The organism is Streptomyces sp. NEAU-174, from assembly GCF_052665095.1.
In genome coordinates, this window is record NZ_JBQTCE010000018.1 from 136,843 (window position 1) to 163,534 (window position 26,692).

The window sequence follows — 26,692 nt, forward strand, 5'->3', positions numbered from 1 at the left end:
AAAATGAGAGGCGGCGGCACAGTGCCAGTCGGAGCCATCGGGGAGGCGGTTGTGATGGCCGATACGGAGTTCAACGCCAGAGGAGTGCGGATCGAGCGATTCCTGCGCTCGGTCACCCGCGCCGGACAGGTCATGATCAAGGACGGTCGGCTCCAGTTGCTGACCAGTTACGGCAGCGAGATCGACAGCGCGCCCGTGCAGTCGGTGCGTGCGAGCAAGCCCTGGTTCGTGGACGGGGACCAGGCCATGGCCACCGTGAACGGCACCCGTTACCGCCTCACCCTCGGCTCGCAGGACGCCAAGTCGACCTCGGCCAAGTCCGGCTCGGGCGCCGCCAGCCGCTTCCTCGACGCCGTCCGGTCCGCCCGGGGGCATGCCGCGAAGAGGTGAGGCGGCCGAGTTGCGCATGCGCGCGGTGGGACCGACCCTGGACGAGTATCAGTATCACTGAGGGTCAACAAGCGGTGACGCTGAGAACCGTCCCACCGGTCGCGCCCAGCAGCCACCACTGCTGAACGTGTTCGTCGCCCGCATCTGAATCAGGCTAGCCCCACGTCTTCAGGGAGTCGCAGCCGTGATCAGTCGTCCTAGCAGGCATTGCACGGTGGAGCTCCAGGCCCTGCCGTCGCGGATCGGACAGGTCCGCAGAATCGTGTCGGCGCAGTTGCGCTACTGGCATCTGGATCCGCTCATCGACCCGGCGGCGCTCGCCGTCACCGAACTGCTCACCAATGTCCATCGGCACGCCGAGCCGGACAAGCAGTGCACGGTGGAGATCGCTCTCATGCTGGACCGGCTGACCGTCTCGGTCCGCGACCAGGATCCGCGACTGCCTCGCGTTCAGGTGTGCGATCCCTTCGCCACCCATGGCAGGGGGCTCGCGCTGGTCGCGGCCGTCAGCCAGAGCTGGGGGATGCACGCGCGGGACGACGGCGGCGGGAAGGTCGTCTGGTTCACGCTGGCCGTGCCGCGGCCCACCGCCACCGCCAAGGCGCCCTTCGCCTCGCATGGAACGGGCCGCACCGCGCCGCCCCTTCGCACGGACGCCTCCCGTCCGGCGCCGGCGCCCACCGCGCCCCTCACCGGCCCCGCGCCCGCACCCGAGCCCGTCACCACCCCGGCCCGGGCGCCCGTCGCCACCCCGGCTCGGGCGCCCGTTGCACCGGCCCCGGCACCGGCCCCGACGCCCGCACCCGTCGCCCGCGAACCCGTCGCCGCGGCACCGGCCCCCGTTGCCGCCGCCGCTCCGGCCCCGGCACCGGCCGCTGCCGCCGCTCCGGCGCCCGCGGTGCGCGAGCGGGCCCCCGCGGCCGCCCGGCCAGCAGCCGCCCGCTGAGCATGCGAGCGTCCCGCCTCCGGCGAGGCGGGACAGCCCGGATACGCCCGGCGGCCCGTACCGCCCCGGCCTCCGCCGTCGCCGTCACCGTCGCCGTCAGAGGGCCCCGCCCTTCGTCGCATGACGGCCGAACTGCTCGTCCAGGACGGACAGTCGGCGCCAGTACTCGTCCTCGTCGATCTCACCGGCCGCGAAGCGACGGCCCAGCACCGCGATCGGCGATCGCTCGCCGAAGTCCACGGGGCCGGGGCCGTGCCGCCAGGGGGCGCGTCCGCGCCATCCGGCGCGCCGCAGCACGAAGACCGCGCCGCCGACGACCAGCGCCCACATCAGCGGGAAGAGCAGAATCCAGGGTCCGGGGCCATCGCCGTCGGCGAAGCCGTGCGCCAGGGTGTTCATGGTGATCGCGCTCCTCGGGAGTGGGGTTTCTCATGGGCCTCATTCGCGTGGCCACTCCCGAGGATCACTCCCTTACGGTGCCGTGGTCGTCGTACGGCCGACGACAGTTCCGGTACCTCCCGTGGAGTACGCGCACCGGCCGGCCGATCTGTACCTACTAGTGTGTACGATCAAAGGCGGGAACGACCGCATGCGAACCCACGCCCCGCCGACAGGAGTTCACCGATGCTCGCCATGCAGTACCGGATCACCCTGCCCGCCGACTACGACATGAAGATCATCCGGCGCCGGGTGGAGACGAAGGGGCCGCTGCTCGACGACTTCCCGGGGCTGGGCCTCAAGGCGTACGGGATCCGGGAGCGCGGTGTGGACGGCTCGCCGGTCCATCAGTACGCCCCGTTCTATCTGTGGACCGCGCCCGAGGCCATGAACCGGTTTCTGTGGGGCCCCGGGTTCCAGGGCATCGTCCGGGACTTCGGCAGACCCCCGGTCGAGCGCTGGCAGGGGCTCGGCTTCGAGCGGGGCCCGGCCGCGGGCGCCATGCCGCGCGCCGCCACCCGCCACGCCGAGCCGGTCCCGGCCGCCGCCGATCCCGCCTCCGCCGTCGAGGGCGCGCTGGCACGGCTGGCCGAGCGCGCCCGTAAGGACGGCGTCCACACCACGGCCCTCGGCATCGACCCGCGCGGCTGGGAGCTGATCCACTTCACGCTCTGGGAGGAGTCGGCACCGCCCTCGGAGCCGGGCGACCGCTACCAGGTGCTCCATCTGTCGACCCCGGACCTGGACGCGCTTCCCCGGGGGCGGCACTGGTGACCGCCGGGCGGGTCAGCCCACGCCCAGGGCCGCCAGCGGGTCGTCCAGCACCGGCTGCCACGCCAACTCCGCCGCTCCGACCAGGCTGTTGTGGTCCAGCGTGCACGGCAGGATCGGTACGCCCCCGCTCCGGCCCCACAGGCTGCGCTCCGCCACCACGGCGCGCAGCCGCTCCGGGTCGGCCTCCAGGAGCTCGCGGTGCAGCCCGCCGAGGATGATGCGGTCCGGGTTGAGGATGTTGACCAGACCGGCGAGCCCCAGGCCGAGGCGGTCGATGAGCTGCTCGGTGGCCGCCCTTACGGACGGCGCCGTGGCGTACTCCTCGCGCAGCAGATCGCGGGCCTGCTGCAACAGGGACACCTCCGGGCCCGGTTCGCGCCCGGCCGCCGTGAGGAAGGCGAGCGGATCGGCCTCGATGTCCAGACAGCCGCGGCTGCCGCAGTGGCAGGGCGGGCCCTCGGGGTTGACGGTCAGATGGCCCACCTCGAGGGCGAGCCCCGCACTGCCCGTGTGCAGCCGTCCGTCGAGCACCAGCGCGCCACCCACGCCCCGGTGCCCGGTGGCGACGCAGAGCAGATGCTGAGCGCCGCCGCCCGCGCCATGGCGGTGTTCGGCGAGCGCTGCCAGGTTGACGTCATTGCCCGCGAAGCCGGTGACCGGCTCGCCGTCGTCGCCACGGATCCCGGCCGCGGCCAGGCTGCGGTTGAACAGCTCGCGCACCGGAGCGCCCGCGGGCCAGGCGACGTGCAGCGGGTTCAGGGCGGTGCCCTCCGGTTCGGCGACCGCGGACGGGACGGCGAGCCCCGCGCCCACACAGCGGCGGCCGGTCTCCCGCAGCAGCCGGGCACCGGCCTCGACGACCGCGTCGATGACGTGCGCCGGGTCGGCGGGCACGGTCATGCAGCCGGGGGCGGTGGCCACGGTCTGCCCGCCGAGTCCGACCAGCGCCGCGCGGAAGCCGTCGGCGTGCACCTGGGCGGCGAGCGCGACCGGCCCATGAGGCGCGATCGACAGCCGGTGGGAGGGACGGCCCTGTGCCCCGGCGGCCCCGAGCGGCCGCGAGTCGACCTGGATCAGGCCGAGCGCCTCCAACTCGCTGGCGACGGCGCCCGCGGTCGCACGGGTCACCCCGAGCTCGGCGGTGAGCACGGCGCGGGTGGGGGCGCGGCCGGTGTGGACGAGTGCCAGTGCCGGGCCAAGAGCGCTTCGGCCGCGCTCGAGCCTTGTCCGTGTCTGGGTCACGCCTCTATTCTCACTTTGTGCCGACTCCAAACAAAACACGGACGGCCACTCCGGGCGCGCGCCGCTCCGCCTCCACGGATCGCGGCCTCACCCGACTCCGCGCCGCCATCACCGCGTTCTTCTTCCTCGACGGATTCGTGTTCGCCGGGTGGGTCGCCCGGATCCCCGCGATCAAGGACCAGACGAGCGCCTCGGAGGGCGCGCTGGGGCTGGCGCTGCTCGGCGTGTCGGCGGGCGGTACGGCCACGATGATGGCCACCGGGCGCCTGTGCCGCCGCTTCGGCAACCATCCGACGACGGTGGCCGCCGGTGCGCTGCTCGCGGGCTCGGTCGCGCTGCCGCCGCTGACCCACTCCGCGCTCGCGCTCGGGCTGGTGCTGCTGGTCTTCGGCGCCGGGTTCGGCGCCCTCAACGTGGCCATGAACAGCGCGGCCGTCGACCTCATCGCCGCCCTGCGCCGCCCGGTCATGCCCGGTTTCCACGCCGCATTCAGCCTGGGCGGGATGGCCGGGGCCGGGCTGGGCGGGCTGATCGCCGACCATCTCTCCCCCACCCGCCATCTGTCGCTGCTCGCGGTCTTCGGGCTGCTGCTCACGGCCGTCGCGGGCCGGACGCTGATCTCACTGCCGGTGCCCGCGCCGCGGGGCGGCACGGGGCCCGCGGCCGAGTCCGGGCCTGCCACCGGCCTCGCATCGCCCCCCGGCGCACCGCGGCCGGGGCGGGTCCGGTGGCTCGTCGCCGTGTTCGGCCTGATCGCGCTGTGCACGGCGTACGGCGAGGGCGCGATGGCCGACTGGGCCGCGCTCCATCTGCACCAGGACCTCGACGCGTCCGCCGGGCTCGCCGCCGCGGGCTACGCCGTCTTCGCCCTGATGATGGCCGTCGGGCGGCTGAGCGGCACCGCGCTGCTCGAACGGCTCGGCCAGACCAGGACGTTGATCGCGGGCGGCGCCACGGCCGCGGCCGGAATGCTGCTGGGCTCGCTCGCGCCCACGATCTGGCTCACCCTCCTCGGCTTCGCGGTCACCGGGCTGGGGCTGGCCAACCTCTTCCCGGTCGCCATCGCGCGGGCGGGCGCGCTGACAGGGGCGGGCGGGGTCGCCGCGGCCTCCACGCTCGGCTACGGCGGCATGCTGCTGGGCCCGCCGACGATCGGCTTCCTCGCCGACTGGTACTCGCTGCCGGTCGCGCTCACCACGGTCGCGGCGCTGGCCGCCATGGCGGCCGTCGTCGCGTACGGCACGCGGAACGCCGCGCGCACGGCCGGAAGCTGACGTTCCGTCCGCCCCGGCCCGGCGTTGTCAGAGGCGGCTGGCATGATTCCGACATGGAGACTGCCGAGTTGATCGAAATCGTCGACCGCGAGGGCCGGTTGCTGGCCGACGCCGCGGCCGAAGCCGGGGTGGACGCCCCCGTTCCCACCTGTCCCGACTGGCGCGTCCGGGACCTGCTGTCGCACATCGGCCGGGTGCACGGCTGGGCCGCCCGGTTCGTCGCCGAGGGCCTGACCGAGCCGGTCCGGCCGACGGTCGAGGCGGCACCGGCCGACGCCGAGCTGGTGTCGTGGTACCGCGAGGTCCATGCCCGCCTTGTCGACGCCCTCACCCATGCCGACCCGGAGGTGAAGTGCTTCACCTTCCTGCCCGCGGAGTCCCCGCTGGAGTTCTGGGTCCGGCGCCAGGCCCATGAGACGGCCATCCACCGGATCGACGCGGAGTCGGCGCGCGGCGGGGACTTCTCGCCGTTCACCCCGGAGTTCGCGGCCGACGGGGTGGATGAGCTGCTTGCCGGTTTCCACAGCCTGGACCGGTCCCGGGTGCGTACGGACACCCCGCGCACGCTCCGGGTGCGCACCACGGACCAGGGCGCGGTCTGGACGATGCGGCTGTCCCAGGACGCTCCGCGCACCGAGCGCCACGGCGAGGGGGCGGCCGACTGCGAGCTCAGCGGCCCGGCCCACGACGTCTATCTCGCGCTCTGGAACCGGCTGCCGATCAGCGCGCTGACCACGGAGGGGGACGAGAAGCTGGCCGAGCTGTGGCGGGAGCAGTCGGGGATCTGACCTCCCGGCCGCCCGTGGCGCGACCAGCGCTTGGGTACGCGCGCCGCTTGGTCGCGTCCACCACTTGGGTTACCGGTGAGTAATAACCCGTGTTAGCTTCCTGCCATGTCACGTCGATCGATGTCGCCGCGCGGACTGCGCCGCGCGATGAACTGGTGGCCGCCCTATCTCTTCGCCGGAGTGCGGGTGGTCCACCTGGCGGAGGACTGGAGCAGCGCCCGCGTCAGGCTGCGGCTGCGCCGCTTCAACGCCAACTACGTGGGGACCCATTTCGGCGGTTCGCTGTTCTCGATGAGCGACCCGTTCTGGATGCTGCTGGTGATGCGACGGCTCGGCCGGGAGTACGTCGTCTGGGACAAGGCCGGCGAGATCGACTTCGTCTCGCCCGGCCGCGGCGATGTGTTCGCCGACTTCAAGCTCACCGAGGAGCGGCTCGAGGAGATCCGCGAGGCCACGGCGGACGGCGGCAAGGCGCTGCCGTGGTTCGAGAACGAGGTGGTCGCCGCGGACGGTACGGTCGTGGCACGCGTACGGAAGCAGCTGTATGTGCGCCGGAAGCACCATGACGGGCAGCGCGGGGCGGGGCCGGGGCCGGGGAGGACCGACCCGGCGGCGGCCACCGGACACCAGGCGAAGGGCTGAGACGAGATGACCGGACCCCGTACCCAGGAAGAACGCGACGCGCTCACCATCGAGATAGTGTTCGCCCTGGTCACGGCCGGTCTGTTGGCGGCCGTGCTCTACGTCGCGGTCGCGAGCCCCGCCCTCTTCGGCGACCTGGACCGGGCCCATGAGCGGGCCTGGCAGGGCGCCGCCGGCGCGGTGGCCACTGCCGGATTCGCCGCCCGCCTGGTGCGGGCGCTGTGGCTCTTCTCCCGGCAGCGGCGCTGATGCCCCAGGGCCGTGGCCAGGGCCAGGAGGGCCAAAGCCAGGGCTCGCGGCCCGCAGGGTGGCAGTGCGCCGGGGCGCGCTGGGCCCGCGGCGGGCCCGCGCTGGTCTGGCGCCATCCGGCCCAGGGGGAACGGCTCTCCCCGCTGACGCCGGACCGTCCGCTCTCGTTCACCACCGGCCCCCGGCGCGCCTGCGTCGGCGTCCGCAGGGGCGCCCGGCACACTCCGTGCCCGGCCGGGGCCGAGGTCCCGGCCGCCGCCGTATCGGCCCAGTGCCCGGACTGCGCCCGGCTGGACCGCTCGTACTCCGTGGCTGCCGACACCCGTACGGACGATCCGCGCCCTTACGACGTCTATCTCGCCTGGTTCGGCCCGGAGCTGGTCAAGGTCGGGATCACCGCGGCCGAGCGGGAGGGGGCGCGGCTGCTGGAGCAGGCCGCGCTCTCGTACTGTCTGCTGGGCCGTGGTCCGCTGATGGCCGCGCGCCGCGCCGAGGCCGTGCTGGGCGCCGCGCTCGGCGTCCCGGACCGCTTCCCCTACGCCGCCAAGCGCACCGCCCGCGAGACCCCGCCGCCGCCTGAGCGGCGGGCCGCCGACCTCGCCGCGCTCCACCAGCGGGCGCGCGGCCTGGGCGGTCTGCCGGAGTCGCTGGCCCTGGCCCCGTTCGAGCCGGTCCACCATGACGTGGCGTTCCATCTGGACCGGGTGCGGCCGGCGCCGGGGCTGGTCCGGCTCGTCCCCGAGGCCACCGTGGCCGGCCGTATCGACGCCGTGGCGGGCCCGGACATCCATCTGACCTCGACGGACGGCCGGGCCCTGCTGCTGGACACCCGGCAGCTGGCGGGCTGGGCACTGGCGGCGGCCGCGGCGGACGCCCCGACGACGGCGCCGGTGGCGCGGCGGGAGCGGGAGGCGGAGGCCCCGGAAGGGCTGTTCTGAGGGGAGTGCCGGGCGGAGGTCCGCGCCGGGCGAGGGGCCCGGAGCACACCTGGAGCACAAAACCCGGACCGCGGAGCCCGCAGCACAAAGCCCTCGCTCAGCCGAGCCAGCCCGGCCGGACCAGACCCGACTCATAGGCCAGCACGACGAGTTGGGCGCGGTCCCGGGCGCCCAGTTTGACCATCGTCCGGCTCACATGGGTCTTGGCGGTGAGCGGGCTGACCACGAGCCGCCGGGCGATCTCCTGGTTCGACAGGCCCATCCCGACCAGGGCCATCACCTCCCGCTCCCGCTCGGTCAGCTCCGCAAGCGCCGCCGCGGGCGCGGGCTCCCTGGAGCGGGCCGCGAACTCGGCGATGAGACGGCGGGTCACCCCGGGCGACAGCAGCGCGTCGCCGCCGACGACCGCGCGCACCGCCCGCAGCAGCTCCTCCGGCTCGGTGTCCTTGACCAGGAAGCCGGAGGCGCCGGAGCGGATCGCCTCGAAGACGTACTCATCGAGTTCGAAGGTGGTCAGCATGACCACCTTCACCTCGCCGAGGGCCGGGTCCCCGGTGATCCCACGGGTGGCGGCGAGGCCGTCGAGCACCGGCATGCGGATGTCCATGAGGACGACATCGGGGCGTCGCTCCCGTACCAGCGCCAGCGCCTGCTCCCCGTCGGGCGCCTCGCCGACCACCTCGATATCCGGCTGCGCGGCCAGCAGGGCGCGGAATCCGGCGCGGACGAGGAGCTGGTCGTCGGCGAGCGCGACACGGATCACGGTCTCGGGCGCGTCCTCATCCGTCATGGGGTCTCCCTTCCACCCTTGAACGGGATCCTGGCCCGGACGCGGAAGCCGCCGTCCGGGCGCGGGCCCGCCGTCACCGTGCCGCCGAGCGCGGCGGCCCGCTCGCGCATGCCGACCAGGCCGTTGCCGCCGCCCGTCGCCCCGTCCCCGGTCGCGGGGCCGTCGTCGTCCACCCGCAGCTCCAGCTCACCGGGGGCATAGCGCAGCAGCACCTGGGCGTTCCGGGAGCCGGAGTGGCGGACGATGTTGGTCAGGGCCTCCTGCACGATACGGAACGCCGCGAGATCGGCGCCGGGCGGCAGGGCCGTCCGTACGCCCTCCACCTCCACCCGCACCGCGAGCCCCGCGTCCGCCGCCTGCCCGGTCAGCTCCGCCAGCCGGTCCAGGCCGGGCGCGGGTGAGCGGGGCGCGGCGCCGGGCGCGCCGGAGCCGGAGGTCCGCAGGGTGTCGAGGACCTGGCGGACCTCGCCCAGCGCCTCCTTGCTGGCCGCCTTGATGGTGGTCAGCGCGGTGCGGGCCTGCTCGGGGTCCTGGTCGAGGAGGGCGAGCCCGACGCCCGCCTGGACGTTGATGACCGAGATGCTGTGGGCGAGTACGTCATGCAGTTCGCGGGCGATCCGCAGCCGCTCCTCGTCCGCCCGGCGCCGCGCCGCCGCCTCCCGTTCGGCCCGTTCGCGGGCCCACTGCTCACGCCGTACGCGGACGAGTTCGGAAGCGGCCACGATCGCCGTCGCCCAGGCGGTGACGGCCAGTTCCTGCCCCCAGCCGACGGGCCCGTCATCGCCCGGCGGCAGCCAGCGGTAGAGCCAGTGGCCGATGAGCAGATGGCTGCCCCACAGCAGCCCGAGCGCGCTCCACGCGGCGATCCGCCGCCCGGCCGCGATGGCCGCCACACAGGCGACGACGACGCTGAGGAAGACGGGCCCGTACGGATATCCGGCGGCGAGGTAGCCGGCGGTCACCACCGCCGTGCCGACCACGACGGTCCCGGGGCGGCGATGGCGCATGAGCAGCAGCGCGGGCCCGGCGAGCAGCAGCACGGCGCTCCCGGGCCCGAGGTCCGCCCGTGCGGGCTGATCGTGAGCGGCGAACCCGGTGCCCACCGTCTGGATGACGGCGATGGCGACCGAGGAGCGCCAGGGCAGGGCCGAACGCGATGGGTCGAAGGGCGCCCGGCGCCGCCATCCGCCCGGCCACTGCCCCGGGCCGTGCTCCCCCGTGAATCCGCGCATACGGGCAACGCTAAACCGGCCGGGCGCCCCCGGCGTCCCCCCTGCGCGGTGCCCGCGCCTACTCCCGGCGGAGTAGGCGCCCATGCCCTGCCGGGCAGCCATGGCCACCGCGAGCGGATCCGGCTCCGGCTCCGACACCGATCGCGGGACAGGACGGAGCCGAGTCCGGCTCCCCGCCACAGCGCGGCGGAAGTGGGGGGGAGTACAAACCGAGCGCCTGCGACGCCCGGCGACGAGCCGTGCCCGCACGCACACGGGCAGCGGGCCGCCCAGCAAGCGCCAGGGCCCTCGCGGCCACCGCCCGCACCCGGCAGCGCCGCCGCTACGGTACGCGCAGGGCGCCCACGGCATGGGCGTCGCGGGCCCGCGAAGATCGGCCAAGGGCCGGGACCGGGCCCTATCCCCGGTCCATCGCCCCCAGGGCTCGGCGGGCGGCCGGGTGGGTGCGGACGAGGTCGCCCAGCGTGGTGGTGCCGCGGGTGATCTTCGTGAAGGCGCGCCACGCCGGGCGGAAGCCCGTGATCGCCGCGTGGAACATCCCGGGGCGGCGGGCGAAGACCGTGTGCAGTCGGCGGCCGACGCCCATCTCCACGCCGAGCCCCGCCTTGATCGCGAAGGCGTAGTTCAGGGCCTGGCGGCGGGCGTCCACCGCGTCGTGGGCCTCGGCGACGCGCACCGCCCACTCCCCCGCGAGTCGGCCCGAGCGCAGCGCGTAGGAGATGCCCTCGCGGGTCCACGGCTCCAGCAGCCCGGCCGCGTCGCCGCACACCAGGACCCGGCCGCGGGACAGCGGCGAGTCGTCGGAGCGGCAGCGGGTCAGATGGCCGGAGGAGATGCTCGGCTCGAATCCGGCGAGGCCGAGCCGGGCGATGAAGTCCTCCAGGTAGCGCTTGGTCCCGGCGCCCTCGCCGCGCGCCGAGATGACGCCGACGGTAAGGGTGTCGCCCTTGGGGAAGACCCAGCCGTAACTCCCCGGCATCGGGCCCCAGTCGATGAGCACCCGGCCCGCCCAGTCCTCCGCGACGGTCTCCGGAACGGGGATCTCCGCCTCCAGGCCGAGATCCACCTGATCCAGCTTCACGCCGACATGCGCGCCTATGCGGCTCGCGCTGCCGTCGGCGCCGACGACGGCCCGCGCCAGCACGGTCTCACCGTCGGAGAGCACCACGGCGACCGTGCGCCGGTCGGGCACGGCCGGGCCGTGCTGCTCGACGCGGGTGACCGCGACGCCCGTACGGACCTCGGCGCCCGCGTCCCTGGCGGCGTCGACCAGGGCCGCGTCGAACTCCGGCCGGTTGATCAGCCCGAAGAGCGCGTGCTTGGAGCGGCGGGTGCGGGACAGCTTGCCGTTCAGCGAGAACGTGACCGCGTGCACCCGCTCCCGCAGCGGCAGTTCGAAACCCGGCGGAAGGGCGTCGCGCGAGGGGCCGATGATGCCACCGCCGCAGGTCTTGTAGCGCGGCAGCTCGGCCTTCTCCAACAACAGCACCCGGCGCCCGGCGCAGGCGGCGGCATGGGCCGCGGAGGCACCCGCGGGGCCCGCGCCCACCACGACGACGTCCCATACCGTCTCATTGTCCGGGGCTGCGTTGTCGCTGCTCACGTGTGGATCCGCTCCCAATCGACCGACCTGATGCGCCTAACCGGCATCCTACGGCTCCCCGGCGGATGACCCCGCTGTGGGATGATCGGCCGCGCGGCATCAAGCCGTACATACGTGCCCATCGCCGCGCATCCCGCCGCCGGCCCGTCGCACCCCAGGAGGGTCCCCCCATGGAGAAGGCGCCTCTCGCCGCCACCGTCGCCGCCCTGCAATCGCGCGCCAGGGCCGAGCTGGCCGAGCTGGTGGCCTTCAAGTCGGTGGCGGACCCGGCGCAGTTCCCGCCCGGCGAATGCGAGGCGGCCGCCCGCTGGGTGGCCGACGCGCTGCGCGCCGAGGGGTTCGAGGACGTGGCGCTGCTGGACACGCCCGACGGCACGCAGTCCGTCTACGGCTTCCTGCCCGGTCCGGCCGGTGCCCCGACCGTGCTGCTCTACGCGCACTACGACGTGCAGCCCCCGCTGGACGAGGCCGCCTGGCACACCCCGCCCTTCGAGCTGACCGAGCGCGACGGCCGCTGGTACGGGCGGGGCGCCGCGGACTGCAAGGGCGGCGTGATCATGCATCTCACCGCGCTGCGCGCGCTCAAGGCGAACGGCGGGGTCCCGGTCAACGTCAAGGTGATCGTGGAGGGTTCGGAGGAGCAGGGCACGGGCGGTCTTGAGCGCTACGCCGAGGCCCATCCGGAGCTGCTGACCGCCGACACCATCGTGATCGGCGACGCGGGCAACTTCCGGGTCGGGCTGCCGACGGTCACGGCCACGCTGCGCGGGATGACGCTGCTGCGGGTCTCGGTGGAGACCCTGGAGGGCAATCTGCACTCCGGCCAGTTCGGCGGGGCGGCCCCGGACGCGCTCGCCGCGCTGATCCGCGTCCTGGACTCGCTGCGCGCCGAAGACGGCTCGACCACGGTCAAGGGCCTCGACGCGGACGCGGCCTGGGACGGGCTCCAGTACCCGGACGAGGAGTTCCGCAAGGACGCCAAGGTGCTCGACGGGGTCGGACTGATCGGCTCCGGTACGGTCGCGGACCGCATCTGGGCGCGCCCTGCGGTCACCGTGCTCGGCATCGACTGCCCGCCGGTGGTCGGCGCCACCCCGTCCGTCCAGGCGGGCGCGCGGGCGCTGATCAGCCTGCGGGTGCCGCCGGGCGTGGACGCGGCCGAGGCCAACCGGCTGCTCGCCGAGCACCTCCGGTCCTCGGTGCCGTGGGGCGCTCGGCTTTCGGTGGAGCAGGTCGGCCAGGGCCAGCCGTTCCGCGCGGACACCACGAGCCCGGCGTACGCGGCGATGCGGGAGGCGATGCGCCTGGCGTACGACGGGCAGGAGATGGCGATCGCCGGACAGGGCGGCTCGATCCCGCTGTGCAACACGCTGGCCTCGCTCTACCCGGAGGCGGAGATCCTGCTGATCGGGCTGAGCGAGCCGGAGGCACAGATCCACGCGGTCAACGAGAGCGTCTCGCCCGAGGAGTTGGAGAAGCTCTCGCTCACCGAGGCGCTGTTCCTGGGGATGTACGCGGCGGGCAAGGGCTGAGCCCCCTTGCCTCGCACCCGATAGGCGGGGGCGTCCCCACGGGCTGGACCGGCGCCCGGCCTCACGGGCCGGGCCGTCGTGGTCAGCCCGTGGGGACGCCCGCTTCGAGATACAGCGGGCGGCCCTGCTCACGGGCGCGCAGCGCCCAGCGCAGCCGGCTCAGCCGCACCGGCGGCAGCAGCGCGGCGGCCTCGCTCTCGGTGACGAAGCGCCAGCCGCGCAGTTCGGAGCCGGGCAGCAGCACATCCCGGGCGGCCGCGCTGGAGAGCTTGCCGCCGTCGAAGAGCAGCCGCAGGCCCCCGTAGCCGGGCGGCTGGGGGCGTTCCCAGTCGGCCACCAGCAGCCGCAGCGGTTCGTCCAGCCGTACCCCCAGCTCCTCGGTGACCTCGCGCACCCCGGCGCACATGGGGGGTTCGCCCGGCTCGACGACGCCGCCGGGGAACTCCCAGCCGGGCTTGTAGGTGGGGTCGACGAGCAGCACCCGGTCCTCCTCGTCGAAGAGCAGGACACCGGCGGCCAGCGTCTCCGCCCTCGGCTCCGGGGTCTGCACGATGTCGCAGATCCCGGCGCCCTCGCGGACCGCGTCGGCGATGTGCTGGGCGGTCTGGCGCGGGGTGAGCCCGGTGGTGTCCACGACATGGGCATCGGTGGTCAGCCAGGTCAGGGCCGCCCGGTAGGGCGCGAGGTGGGCCAGGCACCACTGGCGTACGGACTCGCTCGCGTCCGCGTTCCCGGGTATCTCCTCGCGTTCGGCTATGCGCTCGCGAAGGATCGTTTCATCGGTGTGCAGCAGAACATGCCGTACGGGGATGCGACGGGCCGCGAACCCGCCGAAGATCTCATCCCGGTACTCCTGTCTGAGGACCGTCATCGGGACCACGAGCGGGCCGCCGACCTCCGCGATCAGCGCCGCTCCGGTGTCCACCACCAGCCGGCGCCAGGAGGGCAGATCCTGGTAGTCGGACACCTGCTCAAGACGTTTCCGCGGGAGCATCATCCGCAGACCGTTGCCGACCAGCTCCGGGTCGTAGAACGTGCTGCCGGGCATGAAGTCCACCAATTCGCGGGCCGCGGAGGTCTTACCCGCACCGAACGCACCGTTCAGCCAGACGATCACATTTCCCCCTATTCCATCGCCTCCTGACAGTTGCCCGCATCACCCTGCCACGGAAACGCGCGAAGACGACCGAGTGACGGATCGCGTCGCTCCGGACGGGTTGGGCGGGGGACGCGGGGCGGGGCGACGGCGCCTGGCCGGGGATCGTGTGGCTCTTGTGCCACAGGGGTCACCGTGGCCACATGAGCCACAGTGACCCCTGCCGGATCAGCCCTTGCTGGCGCCGAGGGTGAGCCCGGCGATGAAGTGGCGCTGCAACAGCAGGAAGACCAGCACCGTGGGAAGCGCCACGATCACCGAGCCCGCCGCGAGCAGGTTGTAGTCGGTGAAGAACTGGCCGCGCAGATTGTTGAGCGCGGAGGTGATGGGCAGCTTGTCGCCGTCGGAGATGAAGACGAGCGCCCACAGGAAGTCGTTGTACATCCAGGTGAATTGCAGGGTGGCGAGCGCGGCCAGCGCGGGCCGGCACAGCGGAAGCGTGATGTTCCAGTACTGCGTCCAGACCCCCGCGCCGTCCACCCGCGCCGCCTCCACGATCTCATCGGGAATGGTGCGCATGAAGTTGGCGAGGACGAAGACGCAGAATCCCACCTGGAAGGCGACCTGAACGGCGAGCACGGCCCAGTAGGAGTCGTACATCGTCATCGAGTCCGACATCCAATAGGGCAGATCGATCTTGGTGAAGAGCACATAGAGCGGGGTGACGATGACCTGCTGCGGCAGCAGATTGCCCGCCGTGAACACCATCAGCAGTACCAGCCCGCCGCGAATTCTCAGCCGGGTCACACAGAAGGCGACGAACGAGGCGAGAAACAGCGTCAACAGCACCCCGGGCACGGCGATGATGAGCGAGTTGACGAAGTACTTGCCCATCCCGGAGTCGTTGAACGCCTTGGCGTAGTAGTCGAACGACAGATGGCGCGGCAGCGAGAAATAGCCGTATTTCGCGGTCTCCTCGTACGGCCGCAGCGAGGCGTAGACGGCGAGCAGCAGCGGGGCGAGGAAGGCGAGCGACACGACCATCAGAAAGGCGTGCAGCCCGAGCCGGCCACGGGTCACCCGGCGTTTGGCGGTGCCGGTCACCGGGGTCACGGTCCGTACGGGGGCGGGCGGAGTGGTGACGGTCATCCCTTCTTCCCCCCTCGCAGCTCCTGGACCAGATAGGTCACGATGAATCCCAGGGACACGGTCAGCAGGACGACGGCGATCGCGGAGCCGAATCCGATCCGGCTGGCCTCGCCGATGATGTTGTCGGTGACCAGCACCGAGAGCAGTTCGAGCCCGTTACGCCCGTGGTTGATGGCGTAGACGATGTCGAAGGCGCGCAATGCCTCGATCACGGTGATGACGCCGACGATGATATTGACCGGCCGCAGGGTGGGCAGCACCACCCGGAAGAAGGTCTGGGTCTCGCTGGCACCGTCGATCGCGGCCGCTTCCTTGAGCGAGGGATCGACGGATTTCAGCCCGGCCAGATAGAGGATCATCACATACCCGGTGTGCCGCCAGGCGGCCGCCAGCAGCACCATCCAGATATTGAGGTCCGGGTCTCCGAGCCAGTCCACCGGGTCGTGTCTGTTGGCGAGGATCGCGTTCAGCGCACCCTGGTCACGGGAGAAGACCAGCTGTGCGATGAAGCCGACGATGGCGAGGGAGAGCACCACCGGCATATAGAGGGTGGACTGGTAGAAGCGGCTGAACCGGACGCCCTTGTCCAGCAGTACGGCCAGCAGCAGTCCGAAGGGGGTCGCGACCAAGCCGAGAAAGGCCACCCAGAGCAGATTGTTGCGGACCGCGGGCCAGAACGGCGGATAGTCGGTGAAGAGGGTCTTGTAGTTGTCGATGCCCACCCAGTGGATATCGCCGATGCCGTCCCAGTTGGTGAAGGACAGACCGATGGAGGCGAGGGTCGGGCCCCAGATCAGGGCCAGGTCGAGCAGGACGGGTATGCCCAGCAGCACGCCGATGACGGCGAGGTCGCGGGAGGTGAACCTCCGCGGACCCCGCCGTTTGGCACGCCGCGCGGTCGTGAGGGGCACGGCGCGGATCTCCTAGTCGCTGGCGAAGATGGTCTTCTTCTGGGACTCGATGTCCTTGGTGAGGCCGTCGATGTCGTTCGGCTTGTTGATGAACTGCTGAATGGCCCGGATCATCACCTGGGACGCGAAGTCCGGCCGGGTGTCGCGGTCCATGAACTGCGATATCTGCTTGGCGTTCGAGACGAGGTCGACGGCCTTCTTCTGGAGCGCGTTGTACGACGAGGTGGACGCCTTGTCGTTGACCGCGATGTTGTTCGGGTCCCGCTTCAGGTAGATCTCCTCGGCGGCGGGGGTGGCGAGGTACTTCATCAGCTCCTTGCCCTCCTTCTGCCGCTTGGACTTCTTCGCCAGCAGAAAGCCGTCGATCGGCGCCTCCACCGCGTCCTGGCCGTAGGCGGAGTCGATCTCGGGGAAGGGGAAGAAGTCCAGATCGTCGCGGTCGGCGGCGGAGAACTGCTGCCCGGGGTGGGGCAGCCCGAAGACCGCCATGCCGGACTTCTTCTGCGCCAGGCTCTGGGCGGCCTCCTGCCAGGTCCGCCCGTTGGCGCCCTTCTGGTGGTACGGCATCAGTCCGCGCCACAGGTCGAAGACGTTTCGGACCTTGGGATCGGTCCAGGACTCCTTGCCGCCCATGAGCGAGATATGGAAGTCGTAGCCGTTGGCCCGCATATTGAGATAGTCGAAGGTCCCCATGGCGGGCCAGCCGTCCTTGTCGCCGAAGGCGATGGCGTCGAGGCCGTCCTTGTCCATCCGCTTGGCGAGCGCCCGGAACTCGTCGAAGGTCTTCGGAACCTCGTAGCCGCGCTGGGCGAAGACGCTCTTCCGGTAGAAGACCGCCCAGGGGTAGTAGTAGTACGGCACGAGGTACTGCTTGCCGTCCTTACCGGTGGACTGCGCCTTGAGCGCGTCGGAGAAGCCGTCGAAGCCCTTCCAGAGGTCGCTGATCTCGGCGAGCTGCCCCTGCTCGGCGAAGAACTGCATGCGGTACCCGGCGAACCACATGAAGACGTCGTCGGGGGTGCCCTTCAGATAGCGGTTGATGCCCTCCTGGAAGGCCTCGTGGTTGACGGTGTTGACCTTGACCTTCTTGTCCGACTTCTTCTCGTACGCGTTGAACACCTCGGCGAACGCCTTGCGGGGCACGGCGTCGGAGGCGTTGGAGCCGATCTTCACTTCGTTGCCCGGACCGCCGCAGGCGGTCAGCAGCGTCGGAAGGGCTACCGCGCCGGCTCCGGCCGCGGTGCCTCGTAGTAGCGCACGGCGGGAGATCCGATGTCCTGACGATGACGGTGCCATGTGCCCCTCCACAGAGGTTCAATCAAACACAACCGAACGCGAGTGAGGGGATCTCACCCGGCGGCCAGGCGAATCGTCAAGTGTTTTGACGAGATATCGAACAACTGTTATCGCATCTCTTCCAACAGACTCCAACAGGGTCTACCGTAAACGCTCGCATGTGACGCAGCCATGACACTGCGTTACCCCCGTTGAGAACGGAGGACCCGCATCGTGCGCCACCGCTGTTTTCGACCCGCGAGACGAAGAGTCATCGGAGCACTGAGCGCCGGTCTGCTGGCCACGGTCGGCCTGGCCCTCCCGGCCGTCGCCCGGCCCGCGCATCCCGCCGAGGTCATCCCACCGGCCTCCGCCCCGGGCGCCGCGCCCGGTGACGGGCTCGCCCTCACCCCTCCGATGGGCTTCAACAACTGGAACTCCACCCACTGCCGAGCGGAGTTCAATGAGGCGATGGTCAAGGGCATCGCCGACATCTTCGTGACCAAGGGGCTGAAGGACGCCGGATACCAGTACGTCAACCTCGACGACTGCTGGGCGCTGCCGCAGCGCGATGCCAATGGCAAGCTGGTGCCCGATCCGGTCCGCTTCCCGAACGGCATCAAGGCCGTCGCCGACTATGTCCACGCCAAGGGACTGAAGATCGGCATCTATACCAGCGCGGGCACCAAGACCTGCAACAGCGCCGGCTTCCCCGGGGGCCTCGGCCATGAGAAGTCCGACGCCCAGCAGTTCGCCGACTGGGGCATCGACTACCTCAAGTACGACAACTGCAATAACCAGGGTGTCGACGCCAAGCAGCGCTACCGCACCATGCGCGACGCCCTGAAGGCCGCGACCGAGACCACCGGCCGCCCCATCGTCTACAGCATCTGCGAATGGGGCGAGAACAAGCCATGGGAATGGGCCGGGGAAGTCGGCCATCTGTGGCGGACCACGGGCGACATCAGCGACAGCTGGGGCAGCATGCTGTCGATCGCCAAGCAGAACCTGCCGCTCGCGAAGTACGCCGGGCCCGGCCACTGGAACGACCCCGACATGCTGGAGGTCGGCAACGGCGGGATGACGGCCACCGAGTACCGCAGCCACTTCTCGCTGTGGTCGATCATGGCCGCACCGCTGCTGATCGGTACCGATCTGCGCAAGGCCAACGCCGAGACCTACGAGATCCTCGGCAATCACGAAGTGATCGCCGTCGATCAGGACCCGCTGGGCAAGCAGGGCACCGTGGTCTCCTCCGAGGGCGGGCGCTGGGTCGTCGCCAAGGAGATGGCGGACGGCAGCCGCGCCGTCGCGCTGTTCAACGAGACCGACCGGCCGCAGCACATCGCCACCACGGCGACCGGGGTTGGGCTGCCCCGGGCGACCGCGTACCGGCTGCGTGACCTGTGGGCGCACAAGGACTACAACACCGCCGGAGCCATCTCGGCCACCGTCCCGGCCCATGGCACCGTGCTCTTCCGGGCCTCGGCCGACTCCCGCTGGGCCGCCTACCCGCCCGCCGCCGAACTCGGCCTCGACGGCACCGCGCTGACCGAGGCCGGGGCCGCGGCCCAGGTCGACACCACGCTCACCGACCTCGGCCGCACCCCGGCCCAGCAGGTCTCGGTCCGGCTCACCGGCCCCGACGGCTGGCGGATCAAGGCCACCTCCCCGACCCGGGCCGCCTCGCTGCCCACCGGCTCGAAACTGGCCACGCGCTGGCAGGTGACCGCCCCCGCCGGGGCCGCGCCCGGTGCGTACGACCTGACGGTCAGCGCCGACTACCGCTCACCGGGCGGCGAGAAGGCCGCCGCCCGGCTGGTATCGGCCCTCCATGTGGTGGTCGCTCCGCCCTCCGGCAGCTCGTACGCGAGCGATCTGCCCTGGCTGAGCGCGCTCAACGGCTGGGGCCCGGTGGAGAAGAACACCAGCGTCGGCGAGAACGACGCGGGTGACGGCCATCCGCTCACCCTCGGCGGCACCACGTACGCCAAGGGCCTGGGCGTGCACGCGCCGAGTGAGGTCACGTACTACACCGGCGGCCGGTGCTCGCGCTTCTCCGCACAGGTCGGCGTGGACGACGAGGAGGGCACCGCCGGGACGGTCGGCTTCGAGGTCTGGGCGGACGACGCCAAGGTGGCCTCGTCGAAGACGCTGACCAACGCCGATCCGGCCACCGCCCTCGACGCCGCCATCGGCGGGGCGAAGACGGTCCGGCTCGTCGTCACCGACGGCGGGGACGGGGTCACCAGCGATCACGGGGACTGGGCCGACGCGGCCTTCACCTGCTGACGAGATCCACCGATGAGATCCGCCCCTTCCCACGGCTGTCCCCGGCTCAGCACTCGGGCAGCCCGGGGAGGGGCGCGTCATTGTCGCCGCCCTTGACGTAGACGACGCTCACATAGACATCGCGATGGCCGTTGTCGTCGTCGGTCCTGGCCCACCACACGTTCGTCCACTTGCCATAGGTCTCCCGGCGGCCCAGGTTCTCCTGGCAGTAGAAGTAGTTCACACCGTGCTTGAGGGTGCCGACCGGCTCACCGCCGTGGGTGTACGAGGTGGCGTCGCGCCACACCTCGCAGTCGTACCGCCCGCCGTCGCCGCCATGGCAGACGGGCGCGGCGCCCGAGGGCGGGGCCGATGAGGCCGCCGGGCCGCCCTGGCCGCCGTCGCCGCCGCTTGGAGTGGGTGAGGCCGTGTCATCCGGCCGCGCGCTGCCCTGCCCGGCCGTGCCGCTCGCCTTACCGCCGCCCGGTGCGGCGGTCTTCCCCGGGGCGGAAGGCTCGCTCGGCGGATCCTTCGTCCGCCCCGACTCCGTGGTGTGGCCATCGCCTCCGACCAGCGCGTACGTCAGCCCGCCGCCGATGAGCGCGACAGTGGCGGCCGCGGCCGCGATGATCACTCCACGGCGCCTGCGCCCCGCACTTCGCGCCCCGGCTCCGTCCCCCGCGCCCGGCTCCCCGCTCACCAGCGGCTCCACCACGGGCGGCGGGCCGAACCCCGGAGGCGGGGCGGAGGCGGTCGGCGCGCCCGATGGAACGGGCGGCGGCCCGGCCGCACCCCGCGGCGTCTCCCCCGCGGCCACCTCCGCCAGCATCCGGCGCGCCTCGGCGGCGGACGGCCGCCCTCGCGGGTCCTTGTCCATCAACGCGCGCAACACGGGCGCCAGCGGCCCGGCCCGCCGCGGCTCGGGCAGCGGCTCATTGACGATCGCGGTGAGCGTGGACCACACGGAGGTGCGGCGGAACGGCGACGAGCCCTCCACCGCCGCGTACAGCGTCATCCCCAGCGCCCAGATGTCCGAGGCGGGGCTCGGGTCCTGGCCCTGGGCGCGCTCGGGCGCGAGATAGTCCAGCGAGCCGATCAGCTCGCCGCTGCGGGTCAGCTTGGTGGTGGCGCCGTCCTCGGGCGCTTCCAGGCTCGCGATGCCGAAGTCCGTGAGGACGACACGGCCCTCGCGGTCCAGCAGCACATTGCCGGGCTTCACATCCCGGTGCAGCACCCCGGCGCCATGGGCCGCGCCGAGCGAGTCCGCGACCTCGGCGCCGATCCCCGCGGCCTCCCGGGGGTCGAGGGTGCCCCGCTCGTCGAGCACATCGTCGAGCGAGGGCCCGTCGATGAGCTCCATGACGATGAGCGGCAGCCCGCCCTCCTCGGCCACGTCGTGGACCGTGATCACACCGGAGTGCCGGATCCGGGCCGCCGCCCGTGCCTCCCGCTGCATCCGGGTGCGCAGATCGGCCAGTTCGGCGCTGGAGGCGTCGGTGTGGGCGCGCAGCACCTTGACCGCGACCTCCCGGCCGAGCACCGTGTCCACGGCCTTGCAGACCACGCCCATGCCGCCCCGGCCGAGACTGCCCGTCACCTGGTACCGCCCGCCCAGCAGCCGCCCGGACAGATCGCCGCCCATGTCCGCCGGTGCCACCGCTCCGCCTCCCCTAGCGCGCTCCTCGGTCCCGCCCGGGCAGTTCCGGGCTCCGGGCGAACAGCTTAGGGGGAGACGGTGACAGCGGGTCATGGTCAAACGGTGAAGGAGCGGGGCTCAGTCCCCGGCCGGGCGCGTGCCCGCCGCCGGGCCGAACCCCTCGAGACGCGCCTCCTGCGCCGCCGCGGCGGCCGCGCCCACCAGCCCGGCGTCGGTGCCCATCTGCGCCGGGACGACCTCCAGCCCCTGGACGAACGACAGGGTCGCGTAGCGGCGCAGGGCGCGCCGCAGGGGCGCGAAGAGCACGTCCCCGGCGCCCGCCACGCCGCCGCCCACGACCGCCACCTCGATCTCGACGAGCGCGGCGGTCGCGGCGATCCCGGCGGCCAGGGCCTGGGCGGCCCGTTCGAAGGAGGCCCGCGCGACCGGGTCTCCGGCCCGCGCCGAGGCGGCGACGGCCTCGGCGCTGGTGTCGCCGTCCGGGCCCGGCCGCCAGCCGCCGTCCAGCGCGCGGCGGGCGATGTTGGGGCCGCTGGCGATCCGCTCCACACAGCCGCGTCCGCCGCAGGGGCACAGGTCGCCGTTCAGCTCCACGCTGATGTGGCCGATGTGCCCGGCGTTTCCGGTCGGGCCCGGGTGCAGCCGGCCGCCCAGGACCAGCCCGCCGCCCACGCCGGTGGAGACCACCATGCACAGCGCGCTCTTACGGCCGCGCGCCGCGCCCTGCCAGTGTTCGGCGGCCGTCATCGCCGGCCCGTCGCCGACCAGCGAGAGCGGCAGTGCGCCGGTGGTCTCCCGGACCCCGGCGACCAGCGGGAAGTCACGCCAGCCGGGGATGTTGACGGGGCTGACGGTGCCCACTGAGGCGTCCACCGGGCCCGCGCTGCCGATGCCGACGGCGGCGGCCCGCGACCAGTGCGCGGTGGCCGCGAGTTCCTCGAGCACGGCGGTCACCTGGCCCATCACCGTGGCGCCGTCCTCCTGGGCAAGGGTGGCGCGGCGGGCCCGTACGACCAGCTTTCCGCTTCCGTCCACCAGAGCGCCCGCGATCTTGGTCCCGCCGATGTCCAGTGCGGCGATGAGGTCACGTGGCATAGGTGTCGACTCTCCTGGTGGGCATGCTGGTGGGCATGGACGTGTTCGCTGTGCGGCAATAGTCTTCCCGGCGCTGACAACGTTGTCCAGGGGCTATGCTCGTCACTCCTTCCCCCACGACGACCAGCGACGGGACGAGCGCACTGTGACCGACACCGCCCCGGGCACCGCCAGCCGCACCCCCACACGCCGTTACGGCACCCGGCCCACTATGAAGGATGTCGCCGCCCGGGCCGGAGTCGGCCTCAAGACCGTCTCCAGAGTGGTCAACGGCGAGCCGGGCGTCACCCCCGACACCGAGCGCCGCGTCCAGGAGGCGATCACCGCGCTCGGCTTCCGCCGCAACGACAGCGCCCGCATTCTGCGCAAAGGCCGTACGGCGAGCATCGGACTGGTCCTGGAGGATCTGGCCGACCCCTTCTACGGTCCGCTGAGCCGCGCCGTCGAGGAGGTCGCCCGGGCCCATGGCGCGCTGCTGATCAACGGATCCAGCGCGGAGGACCCCGAGCGGGAACAGGAGCTGGTGCTCGCGCTGTGCGCGCGCCGGGTCGACGGCCTCGTCATCATCCCGGCCGGGCATGACCACCGCTATCTGGCGCCCGAGATGGCGGCCGGGGTCGCCACCGTCTTCGTCGACCGGCCCGCGGGGCGCATCGACGCCGACGCCGTGCTCGCCGACAGCTTCGGCGGCTCCCACGACGCCGTCGCCCATCTGATCGCCCATGGCCACCGCCGGATCGGGTTCCTCGGCGACCTGCCCGGCATCCACACCGCCGCCGAGCGGCTGCGCGGCTATCACGCAGCGATGAGCGAGGCCGGTTTGCCGGTCCATGACGCCTGGGTCTCGCTCGGCCCCACCGACCCGGAGCGGGTCCGGACCGCGGCCACCGCGATGCTGGACGCCGCCGAGCCGGTCACCGCGCTCTTCGCGGGCAACAACCGGGTCACCGTCACGGTCGTACGGGTCCTGGCCGAGCGCCCCGCGCCCGCCACGCCGGTGGCCCTCATCGGCTTCGACGACTTCGAGCTCGCCGATCTGCTCTCCCCCGGGATCACCGTCATAGCCCAGGACTCGGCCCAGCTCGGCCGTACGGCAGCCGATCTGCTCTTCCGCCGCCTCGACGGCGCGGGCGGGGACCCCCGGCGGCTCGTCCTGCCGACCCGGCTGATCCCGCGCGGCTCGGGCGAACTGCCCCCGCCCGCGACATCCTGAGCGCCCTCTTCTCCGAACGACACTCCTTCCCCGAACGGGGCCCTTCCCCGAACGGGGCCCTTCCCGGACCGGCGCCCTTCCCCGAACGCCTGAACGGCCCCGCTCCGGTTGCCTCGGTCCCCCACTCCCCCGAGGGTGGAGGCGGAGGGCCCGGGGCCCGTCCGACGGAACGAGGGAGACGCGATGAGCGGGCGCCGAACGCGGACGATCTGCGCGGTGAGCCTCATGGCCGTGCTGGCGCCGGCCGCCGTCGGCTGTTCGGACCACGGGGGCACCCCGTCGTCCGAGGTGTCCCGGGCCTCCGCCGCCATCGCGTCCGCGAGGGCGTCGGCGCAGGCCGAGCTGGACAAGATCAAGGGCGGCTCCCAGGCCAAGCGTGAGGTGAAGGTCGGCCGGGTGCGCCGCGACGGCGCGGGACGGGCCGTGGCACCGCTGACCGTGACCAACCGGGCCAAGCACCCGGCCGGCTACGCCATCGAGGTCAACTTCCGCGACGCGAGCGGTCACTTGGTGGACGCCGTCGTCCTGCGCCTGTCCAAGGTGCCCCCGAACCAGCCCACTCCGGCCACCGCCCGCAGCCACCGCAAGCTCACCGGCCACATCACGGCGAACGTGGGCACGGCGCTGCGGTACTGACCCGTACTGACCGGTCCGGCCCCGGCGACGCCCGTGCCTTCGCCCGCGACAGCCCGAAGGCGTTCCACCACCTCTCAGGCGGCGAGCACCTTTGCCTTGGCGCGCTCGTACTCCTCGGCCGTGAGGTCGCCGTGATTCTTGAGCTCCACCAGGTGCTCGAGCTCCTCCGCGCGGCCCGTGGCGGCGGTCGTCCGCACGAACTCCCGGAAGTCCGCCTCCGCCTTCTCGGCCCGCTCCATCTCACGCATGCCCATCCCACGGCCACGTGCCACCAGGTACACGAAGACGCCGAGGAAGGGCAGCACCAGGACGAAGACGGTCCAGCCCGCCTTGGCCCATCCGTTCAGCGAGTCGTCGCGGAAGAGATCGGCGAACACGCGGAACAGCAGAAACAGCCACAGGATCCACAGAAAGACCCACATCGTGGTCAGAAAAACATTCAGCAGTGGATAGTCCATCGTCTGCCTCCCGTCGGACACGCCCGGCGGGGCCACCAGGGCCTCACCAGGGCCCACATCCTCAGCTTACGGCGGCCCCCGGTCGGCGCAGCAGCGGATGCCACCAGGGCGGGCGGTGCGTACCAATGGGAGGGCGGGGCGTCACCACGCGACGGAGGCCGGAAGGGCGGGCGGACCCATGGGACTCCAGGTTCTTCCCCTGGCCGTCACGATGATGGCGGGGCCGCAGATCGTGGCCGCCGTCGTCCTCGTGACCACCGCGCGGCCGGTGCGGGTGTGCCTGGCGTTTCTGCTCGGGGTGGCGATCGCCACGGCGGCGGGAGTCGCCCTCGCCCGGGGGATCTTCGCGCTGCTGGGGCAGGCCATCGCACCGGGCGACTCGTCCGTCCGGGGTGTGGCGGCGCTCGTCGTCCAACTGGTGCTGGTGGGACTGCTGGCGCTGGTCGCCGTGAAGAACGTGGTGAAGCGGCGGACGGTCGAGCTGCCGAAGTGGCTGGGCTCGCTGATGGAGGCCGACCCCCGTAAGGCGCTCACGACGGGCTTTCTGATCATCCTGCTCATGCCGTCCGACATCGCGGTCATGCTGACCGTGGGGGCGAATCTGGAGCAGCACGACGCGGATTGGACGGCCGCGCTGCCGTTCATCGCCGCCACCCTGCTGATCGCGGCACTGCCACTGCTGGTCTACCTCCTCCTCGGCGACCGGGCGCGGCGCGCGATGCCCCGGCTCCGGGAATGGCTCACCACCCATAGCTGGGTGGTCAATGTCGCCGCGTGCCTGATCTTCATCGTGCTCATCCTGGCCCCCTGACGGCCTGTGAACGGACCACCCCGACCCGGCGTCAACCGCCCCGGCTCAACCGCCCCGGCCGTGCGCGCCCGTGCGGCCCGTGGCGGCCAGGAGGGCGATCACAGCGAGGGCGGCCAGCAGGATCAGCACCAGGAAGAGGACCGTCAGCACGGTGGGGTGGTTCCACAGGGCGAACACCGCGACCGGCACCAGCAGGGCCGTCGTCGTCAGTCCCCGCCGGTGGTCGGCGGTCCAGGTGCCGGCCCGGCCAGTGCGCATCCCGTGGGCCGCGCCCCAGCGGGCCGCGCTGTCGGCGAGGACCTCGGCCCGGCCGCGTACGGTGCTCGGCAGCCGCCCAGGGCCTGTCAGATAGGCGCCGAGCGCGACCACGAGGCCGAGCACCAGCACGGTGAGCACGGTGACCCGCAGGAAGCGCACCACCGTGTCGAAGAGGACCGAGGCGGCGTCCCGGGACAGCACGCTCGTCGGCACATGGTCGAGGTAGTAGCGGCGGCCCACCACGAGGACCAGGGCCAGGGCGAGGGAGGCGAGCGCGGCGCCCAGGGCCGCGCGGGCGAGCGCCCGGCGGCGCCGGCGGGCGAGCAGCACTCCCGTACCGCCGAGGGTCACGGTCAGCGCGGGCAGCCAGTTCCCGGCCAGGTCGAGCAGGCGCGCCGACCGCCGGATGGTGTCGAGCCGGTCGGAGTGGAAGAGGACGAGCCGCTGGTGGATGTCCGGGATGCCGGTCACCGCGGGGAGCCCGGCGTCCACCAGCTGCTGTCTGACCCGCTCCACGGCGGCGCCGACGTTGAGGGTGACGGTGTGGCCCTCGACGCCGACCGGCCCGCCGCCCTTGCCGGTGAGGGCGCTCACGACGGCGGTGTGTGCGGCCCGGTTGGCGCCGGTCCACACGGCGGGGAACTGCTCGCTGCGCACGATGTGGGCGGCCACCTTCCGCACCGCCTGGTCCAGGGCCGAGTCCAGCTGCGGGGCCAGCCCCTCGATGGTGTCGGCGGCCCGCTCCGGGAGGCCGTGGGCGCGCAGCCAGGAGGCGATGTCGGCGGTGATCTCCTGGCTGTTGTGGCGGATGTCGACGGCCTGGCTGACCTGTTCCACGGCGGTGTCCTGGATCGCCGGGTCCTTCGCGAGCGGGGCGACGGTCGCCACATAGCGGTCGGTGTCCAGGACGATGTCGTGGACCCACACCGTCAGCACGGACACCGGTACGAGGAGGCAACCGAGCAGGATCAGCAGGGCCGACACGGCGCTTCTGGCCATGACACCCATCTCCCGCCTTCACCGG

25 protein-coding genes and 1 pseudogene are annotated in these 26,692 nt (G+C 72.5%); 13 read left to right on the forward strand and 13 right to left on the reverse strand.

The window, feature by feature from the left end; all coding sequences use genetic code 11:
- Positions 1–54 precede the first annotated feature (54 nt).
- Both ACT2CW_RS39755 and ACT2CW_RS39760 read left to right on the forward strand, forming a co-directional pair.
- A complete protein-coding gene (locus tag ACT2CW_RS39755; protein ID WP_164430205.1) occupies positions 55–390 on the forward strand; it encodes a hypothetical protein in 336 nt (111 codons plus the stop codon).
- Positions 391–574: 184 nt separating this feature from the next.
- A pseudogene (locus tag ACT2CW_RS39760) lies at positions 575–1,030 on the forward strand (ATP-binding protein); the annotation flags it as partial.
- Between the two features lie 402 nt (positions 1,031–1,432).
- Here ACT2CW_RS39760 and ACT2CW_RS39765 read toward each other — a convergent pair.
- Positions 1,433–1,735 (reverse strand): SHOCT domain-containing protein, encoded by a 303-nt coding sequence (locus tag ACT2CW_RS39765; RefSeq protein WP_037962025.1) that lies wholly within the window; start codon positions 1,733–1,735, stop codon positions 1,433–1,435.
- A gap of 225 nt (positions 1,736–1,960) precedes the next feature.
- Between ACT2CW_RS39765 and ACT2CW_RS39770 the strand changes: the two genes are divergently transcribed.
- Positions 1,961–2,548 (forward strand): DUF4865 family protein, encoded by a 588-nt coding sequence (locus ACT2CW_RS39770; RefSeq protein WP_445520107.1) that lies wholly within the window; start codon positions 1,961–1,963, stop codon positions 2,546–2,548.
- A 12-nt stretch (positions 2,549–2,560) separates the two neighbouring features.
- Here ACT2CW_RS39770 and ACT2CW_RS39775 read toward each other — a convergent pair whose 3' ends face one another.
- Positions 2,561–3,790: an ROK family protein gene (locus tag ACT2CW_RS39775; RefSeq protein ID WP_445520108.1), complete on the reverse strand. Its 1,230-nt coding sequence runs from the start codon at positions 3,788–3,790 to the stop codon at positions 2,561–2,563.
- 17 nt (positions 3,791–3,807) lie between these two features.
- On the opposite strand from ACT2CW_RS39775, the gene ACT2CW_RS39780 reads away from it, so the two are divergent.
- The 5 genes from ACT2CW_RS39780 to ACT2CW_RS39800 all read left to right on the forward strand — a co-directional run bounded on the left by ACT2CW_RS39780 (position 3,808) and on the right by ACT2CW_RS39800 (position 7,681).
- Positions 3,808–5,064, forward strand: coding sequence for an MFS transporter (locus ACT2CW_RS39780; RefSeq protein WP_445520109.1), 1,257 nt, complete (start codon positions 3,808–3,810; stop codon positions 5,062–5,064).
- 53 nt (positions 5,065–5,117) lie between these two features.
- On the forward strand, positions 5,118–5,852 hold the full coding sequence (locus ACT2CW_RS39785; RefSeq protein WP_445520110.1) for a maleylpyruvate isomerase family mycothiol-dependent enzyme: 735 nt from the start codon (positions 5,118–5,120) through the stop codon (positions 5,850–5,852).
- 105 nt (positions 5,853–5,957) lie between these two features.
- Entirely contained in the window at positions 5,958–6,494 is a 537-nt protein-coding gene (locus ACT2CW_RS39790) for a DUF4442 domain-containing protein (protein ID WP_445520111.1), read from the forward strand.
- Between the two features lie 6 nt (positions 6,495–6,500).
- Complete coding sequence (locus tag ACT2CW_RS39795; RefSeq protein ID WP_445520112.1) at positions 6,501–6,743, forward strand: DUF6332 family protein; 243 nt, start codon at positions 6,501–6,503, stop codon at positions 6,741–6,743.
- Positions 6,743–7,681, forward strand: a complete 939-nt coding sequence (locus ACT2CW_RS39800; protein ID WP_445520140.1) for a DUF2797 domain-containing protein — start codon at positions 6,743–6,745, stop codon at positions 7,679–7,681. The genes ACT2CW_RS39795 and ACT2CW_RS39800 overlap by 1 nt, the downstream gene beginning before the upstream one ends.
- Positions 7,682–7,778: 97 nt before the next feature.
- On the opposite strand, the gene ACT2CW_RS39805 is transcribed toward ACT2CW_RS39800, so the two are convergent.
- The 3 genes from ACT2CW_RS39805 to ACT2CW_RS39815 all read right to left on the reverse strand — a co-directional run bounded on the left by ACT2CW_RS39805 (position 7,779) and on the right by ACT2CW_RS39815 (position 11,306).
- A complete protein-coding gene (locus ACT2CW_RS39805; RefSeq protein ID WP_445520141.1) occupies positions 7,779–8,444 on the reverse strand; it encodes a response regulator transcription factor in 666 nt (221 codons plus the stop codon).
- Between the two features lie 23 nt (positions 8,445–8,467).
- Entirely contained in the window at positions 8,468–9,703 is a 1,236-nt protein-coding gene (locus ACT2CW_RS39810; RefSeq protein WP_445520113.1) for a sensor histidine kinase, read from the reverse strand.
- Between the two features lie 397 nt (positions 9,704–10,100).
- Positions 10,101–11,306, reverse strand: a complete 1,206-nt coding sequence (locus ACT2CW_RS39815; RefSeq protein WP_138912384.1) for a geranylgeranyl reductase family protein — start codon at positions 11,304–11,306, stop codon at positions 10,101–10,103.
- A gap of 170 nt (positions 11,307–11,476) precedes the next feature.
- On the opposite strand from ACT2CW_RS39815, the gene ACT2CW_RS39820 reads away from it, so the two are divergent.
- Positions 11,477–12,838 (forward strand): dipeptidase, encoded by a 1,362-nt coding sequence (locus tag ACT2CW_RS39820; RefSeq protein WP_445520114.1) that lies wholly within the window; start codon positions 11,477–11,479, stop codon positions 12,836–12,838.
- A gap of 82 nt (positions 12,839–12,920) precedes the next feature.
- On the opposite strand, the gene ACT2CW_RS39825 is transcribed toward ACT2CW_RS39820, so the two are convergent.
- From ACT2CW_RS39825 to ACT2CW_RS39840, 4 genes are all read right to left on the reverse strand, one after another.
- A complete protein-coding gene (locus ACT2CW_RS39825; RefSeq protein WP_445520115.1) occupies positions 12,921–13,955 on the reverse strand; it encodes an NUDIX hydrolase in 1,035 nt (344 codons plus the stop codon).
- A 207-nt stretch (positions 13,956–14,162) separates the two neighbouring features.
- Entirely contained in the window at positions 14,163–15,083 is a 921-nt protein-coding gene (locus tag ACT2CW_RS39830) for a carbohydrate ABC transporter permease (protein WP_166484440.1), read from the reverse strand.
- Complete coding sequence (locus ACT2CW_RS39835) at positions 15,080–15,994, reverse strand: carbohydrate ABC transporter permease (protein WP_432046979.1); 915 nt, start codon at positions 15,992–15,994, stop codon at positions 15,080–15,082. Before ACT2CW_RS39835 ends, ACT2CW_RS39830 begins: the two co-directional genes overlap by 4 nt.
- A gap of 12 nt (positions 15,995–16,006) precedes the next feature.
- Positions 16,007–17,290 carry an ABC transporter substrate-binding protein gene (locus ACT2CW_RS39840; RefSeq protein ID WP_166484439.1) on the reverse strand — a complete coding sequence of 428 codons (1,284 nt, stop codon included), beginning with the start codon at positions 17,288–17,290 and terminating at the stop codon, positions 16,007–16,009.
- A gap of 213 nt (positions 17,291–17,503) precedes the next feature.
- Between ACT2CW_RS39840 and ACT2CW_RS39845 the strand changes: the two genes are divergently transcribed.
- Complete coding sequence (locus tag ACT2CW_RS39845; protein WP_445520116.1) at positions 17,504–19,561, forward strand: NPCBM/NEW2 domain-containing protein; 2,058 nt, start codon at positions 17,504–17,506, stop codon at positions 19,559–19,561.
- A gap of 46 nt (positions 19,562–19,607) precedes the next feature.
- On the opposite strand, the gene ACT2CW_RS39850 is transcribed toward ACT2CW_RS39845, so the two are convergent.
- Both ACT2CW_RS39850 and ACT2CW_RS39855 read right to left on the reverse strand, forming a co-directional pair.
- On the reverse strand, positions 19,608–21,182 hold the full coding sequence (locus ACT2CW_RS39850; protein ID WP_445520142.1) for a protein kinase domain-containing protein: 1,575 nt from the start codon (positions 21,180–21,182) through the stop codon (positions 19,608–19,610).
- A 132-nt stretch (positions 21,183–21,314) separates the two neighbouring features.
- Positions 21,315–22,292, reverse strand: a complete 978-nt coding sequence (locus ACT2CW_RS39855) for an ROK family protein (RefSeq protein ID WP_445520117.1) — start codon at positions 22,290–22,292, stop codon at positions 21,315–21,317.
- A 145-nt stretch (positions 22,293–22,437) separates the two neighbouring features.
- On the opposite strand from ACT2CW_RS39855, the gene ACT2CW_RS39860 reads away from it, so the two are divergent.
- Both ACT2CW_RS39860 and ACT2CW_RS39865 read left to right on the forward strand, forming a co-directional pair.
- Positions 22,438–23,505 carry a LacI family DNA-binding transcriptional regulator gene (locus ACT2CW_RS39860; RefSeq protein ID WP_164436616.1) on the forward strand — a complete coding sequence of 356 codons (1,068 nt, stop codon included), beginning with the start codon at positions 22,438–22,440 and terminating at the stop codon, positions 23,503–23,505.
- A gap of 183 nt (positions 23,506–23,688) precedes the next feature.
- Complete coding sequence (locus tag ACT2CW_RS39865; RefSeq protein WP_164436615.1) at positions 23,689–24,141, forward strand: hypothetical protein; 453 nt, start codon at positions 23,689–23,691, stop codon at positions 24,139–24,141.
- Between the two features lie 74 nt (positions 24,142–24,215).
- Here ACT2CW_RS39865 and ACT2CW_RS39870 read toward each other — a convergent pair whose 3' ends face one another.
- Positions 24,216–24,599: an SHOCT domain-containing protein gene (locus tag ACT2CW_RS39870; protein WP_037961997.1), complete on the reverse strand. Its 384-nt coding sequence runs from the start codon at positions 24,597–24,599 to the stop codon at positions 24,216–24,218.
- 178 nt (positions 24,600–24,777) lie between these two features.
- On the opposite strand from ACT2CW_RS39870, the gene ACT2CW_RS39875 reads away from it, so the two are divergent.
- Positions 24,778–25,410: a GAP family protein gene (locus tag ACT2CW_RS39875; protein ID WP_445520118.1), complete on the forward strand. Its 633-nt coding sequence runs from the start codon at positions 24,778–24,780 to the stop codon at positions 25,408–25,410.
- A gap of 45 nt (positions 25,411–25,455) precedes the next feature.
- On the opposite strand, the gene ACT2CW_RS39880 is transcribed toward ACT2CW_RS39875, so the two are convergent.
- Positions 25,456–26,667, reverse strand: a complete 1,212-nt coding sequence (locus ACT2CW_RS39880; RefSeq protein ID WP_445520119.1) for a hypothetical protein — start codon at positions 26,665–26,667, stop codon at positions 25,456–25,458.
- Between the last annotated feature and the right edge of the window lie 25 nt (positions 26,668–26,692).

Bases quoted from the DNA above. Each gene is read 5' to 3' on its own strand.
- ACT2CW_RS39770 (WP_445520107.1), top strand. From the start codon at position 1,961: ATGCTCGCCATGCAGTACCGGATCACCCTGCCCGCCGACTACGACATG.
- ACT2CW_RS39855 (WP_445520117.1), bottom strand. From the start codon at position 22,292: ATGCCACGTGACCTCATCGCCGCACTGGACATCGGCGGGACCAAGATC.
- ACT2CW_RS39880 (WP_445520119.1), bottom strand. From the start codon at position 26,667: ATGGCCAGAAGCGCCGTGTCGGCCCTGCTGATCCTGCTCGGTTGCCTC.
- ACT2CW_RS39755 (WP_164430205.1), top strand. From the start codon at position 55: ATGGCCGATACGGAGTTCAACGCCAGAGGAGTGCGGATCGAGCGATTC.
- ACT2CW_RS39850 (WP_445520142.1), bottom strand. From the start codon at position 21,182: ATGGGCGGCGATCTGTCCGGGCGGCTGCTGGGCGGGCGGTACCAGGTG.
- ACT2CW_RS39840 (WP_166484439.1), bottom strand. From the start codon at position 17,290: ATGGCACCGTCATCGTCAGGACATCGGATCTCCCGCCGTGCGCTACTA.
- ACT2CW_RS39820 (WP_445520114.1), top strand. From the start codon at position 11,477: ATGGAGAAGGCGCCTCTCGCCGCCACCGTCGCCGCCCTGCAATCGCGC.
- ACT2CW_RS39875 (WP_445520118.1), top strand. From the start codon at position 24,778: ATGGGACTCCAGGTTCTTCCCCTGGCCGTCACGATGATGGCGGGGCCG.
- ACT2CW_RS39765 (WP_037962025.1), bottom strand. From the start codon at position 1,735: ATGAACACCCTGGCGCACGGCTTCGCCGACGGCGATGGCCCCGGACCC.
- ACT2CW_RS39870 (WP_037961997.1), bottom strand. From the start codon at position 24,599: ATGGACTATCCACTGCTGAATGTTTTTCTGACCACGATGTGGGTCTTT.
- ACT2CW_RS39830 (WP_166484440.1), bottom strand. From the start codon at position 15,083: ATGACCGTCACCACTCCGCCCGCCCCCGTACGGACCGTGACCCCGGTG.
- ACT2CW_RS39785 (WP_445520110.1), top strand. From the start codon at position 5,118: ATGGAGACTGCCGAGTTGATCGAAATCGTCGACCGCGAGGGCCGGTTG.
- ACT2CW_RS39795 (WP_445520112.1), top strand. From the start codon at position 6,501: ATGACCGGACCCCGTACCCAGGAAGAACGCGACGCGCTCACCATCGAG.
- ACT2CW_RS39800 (WP_445520140.1), top strand. From the start codon at position 6,743: ATGCCCCAGGGCCGTGGCCAGGGCCAGGAGGGCCAAAGCCAGGGCTCG.
- ACT2CW_RS39865 (WP_164436615.1), top strand. From the start codon at position 23,689: ATGAGCGGGCGCCGAACGCGGACGATCTGCGCGGTGAGCCTCATGGCC.
- ACT2CW_RS39790 (WP_445520111.1), top strand. From the start codon at position 5,958: ATGTCACGTCGATCGATGTCGCCGCGCGGACTGCGCCGCGCGATGAAC.
- ACT2CW_RS39810 (WP_445520113.1), bottom strand. From the start codon at position 9,703: ATGCGCGGATTCACGGGGGAGCACGGCCCGGGGCAGTGGCCGGGCGGA.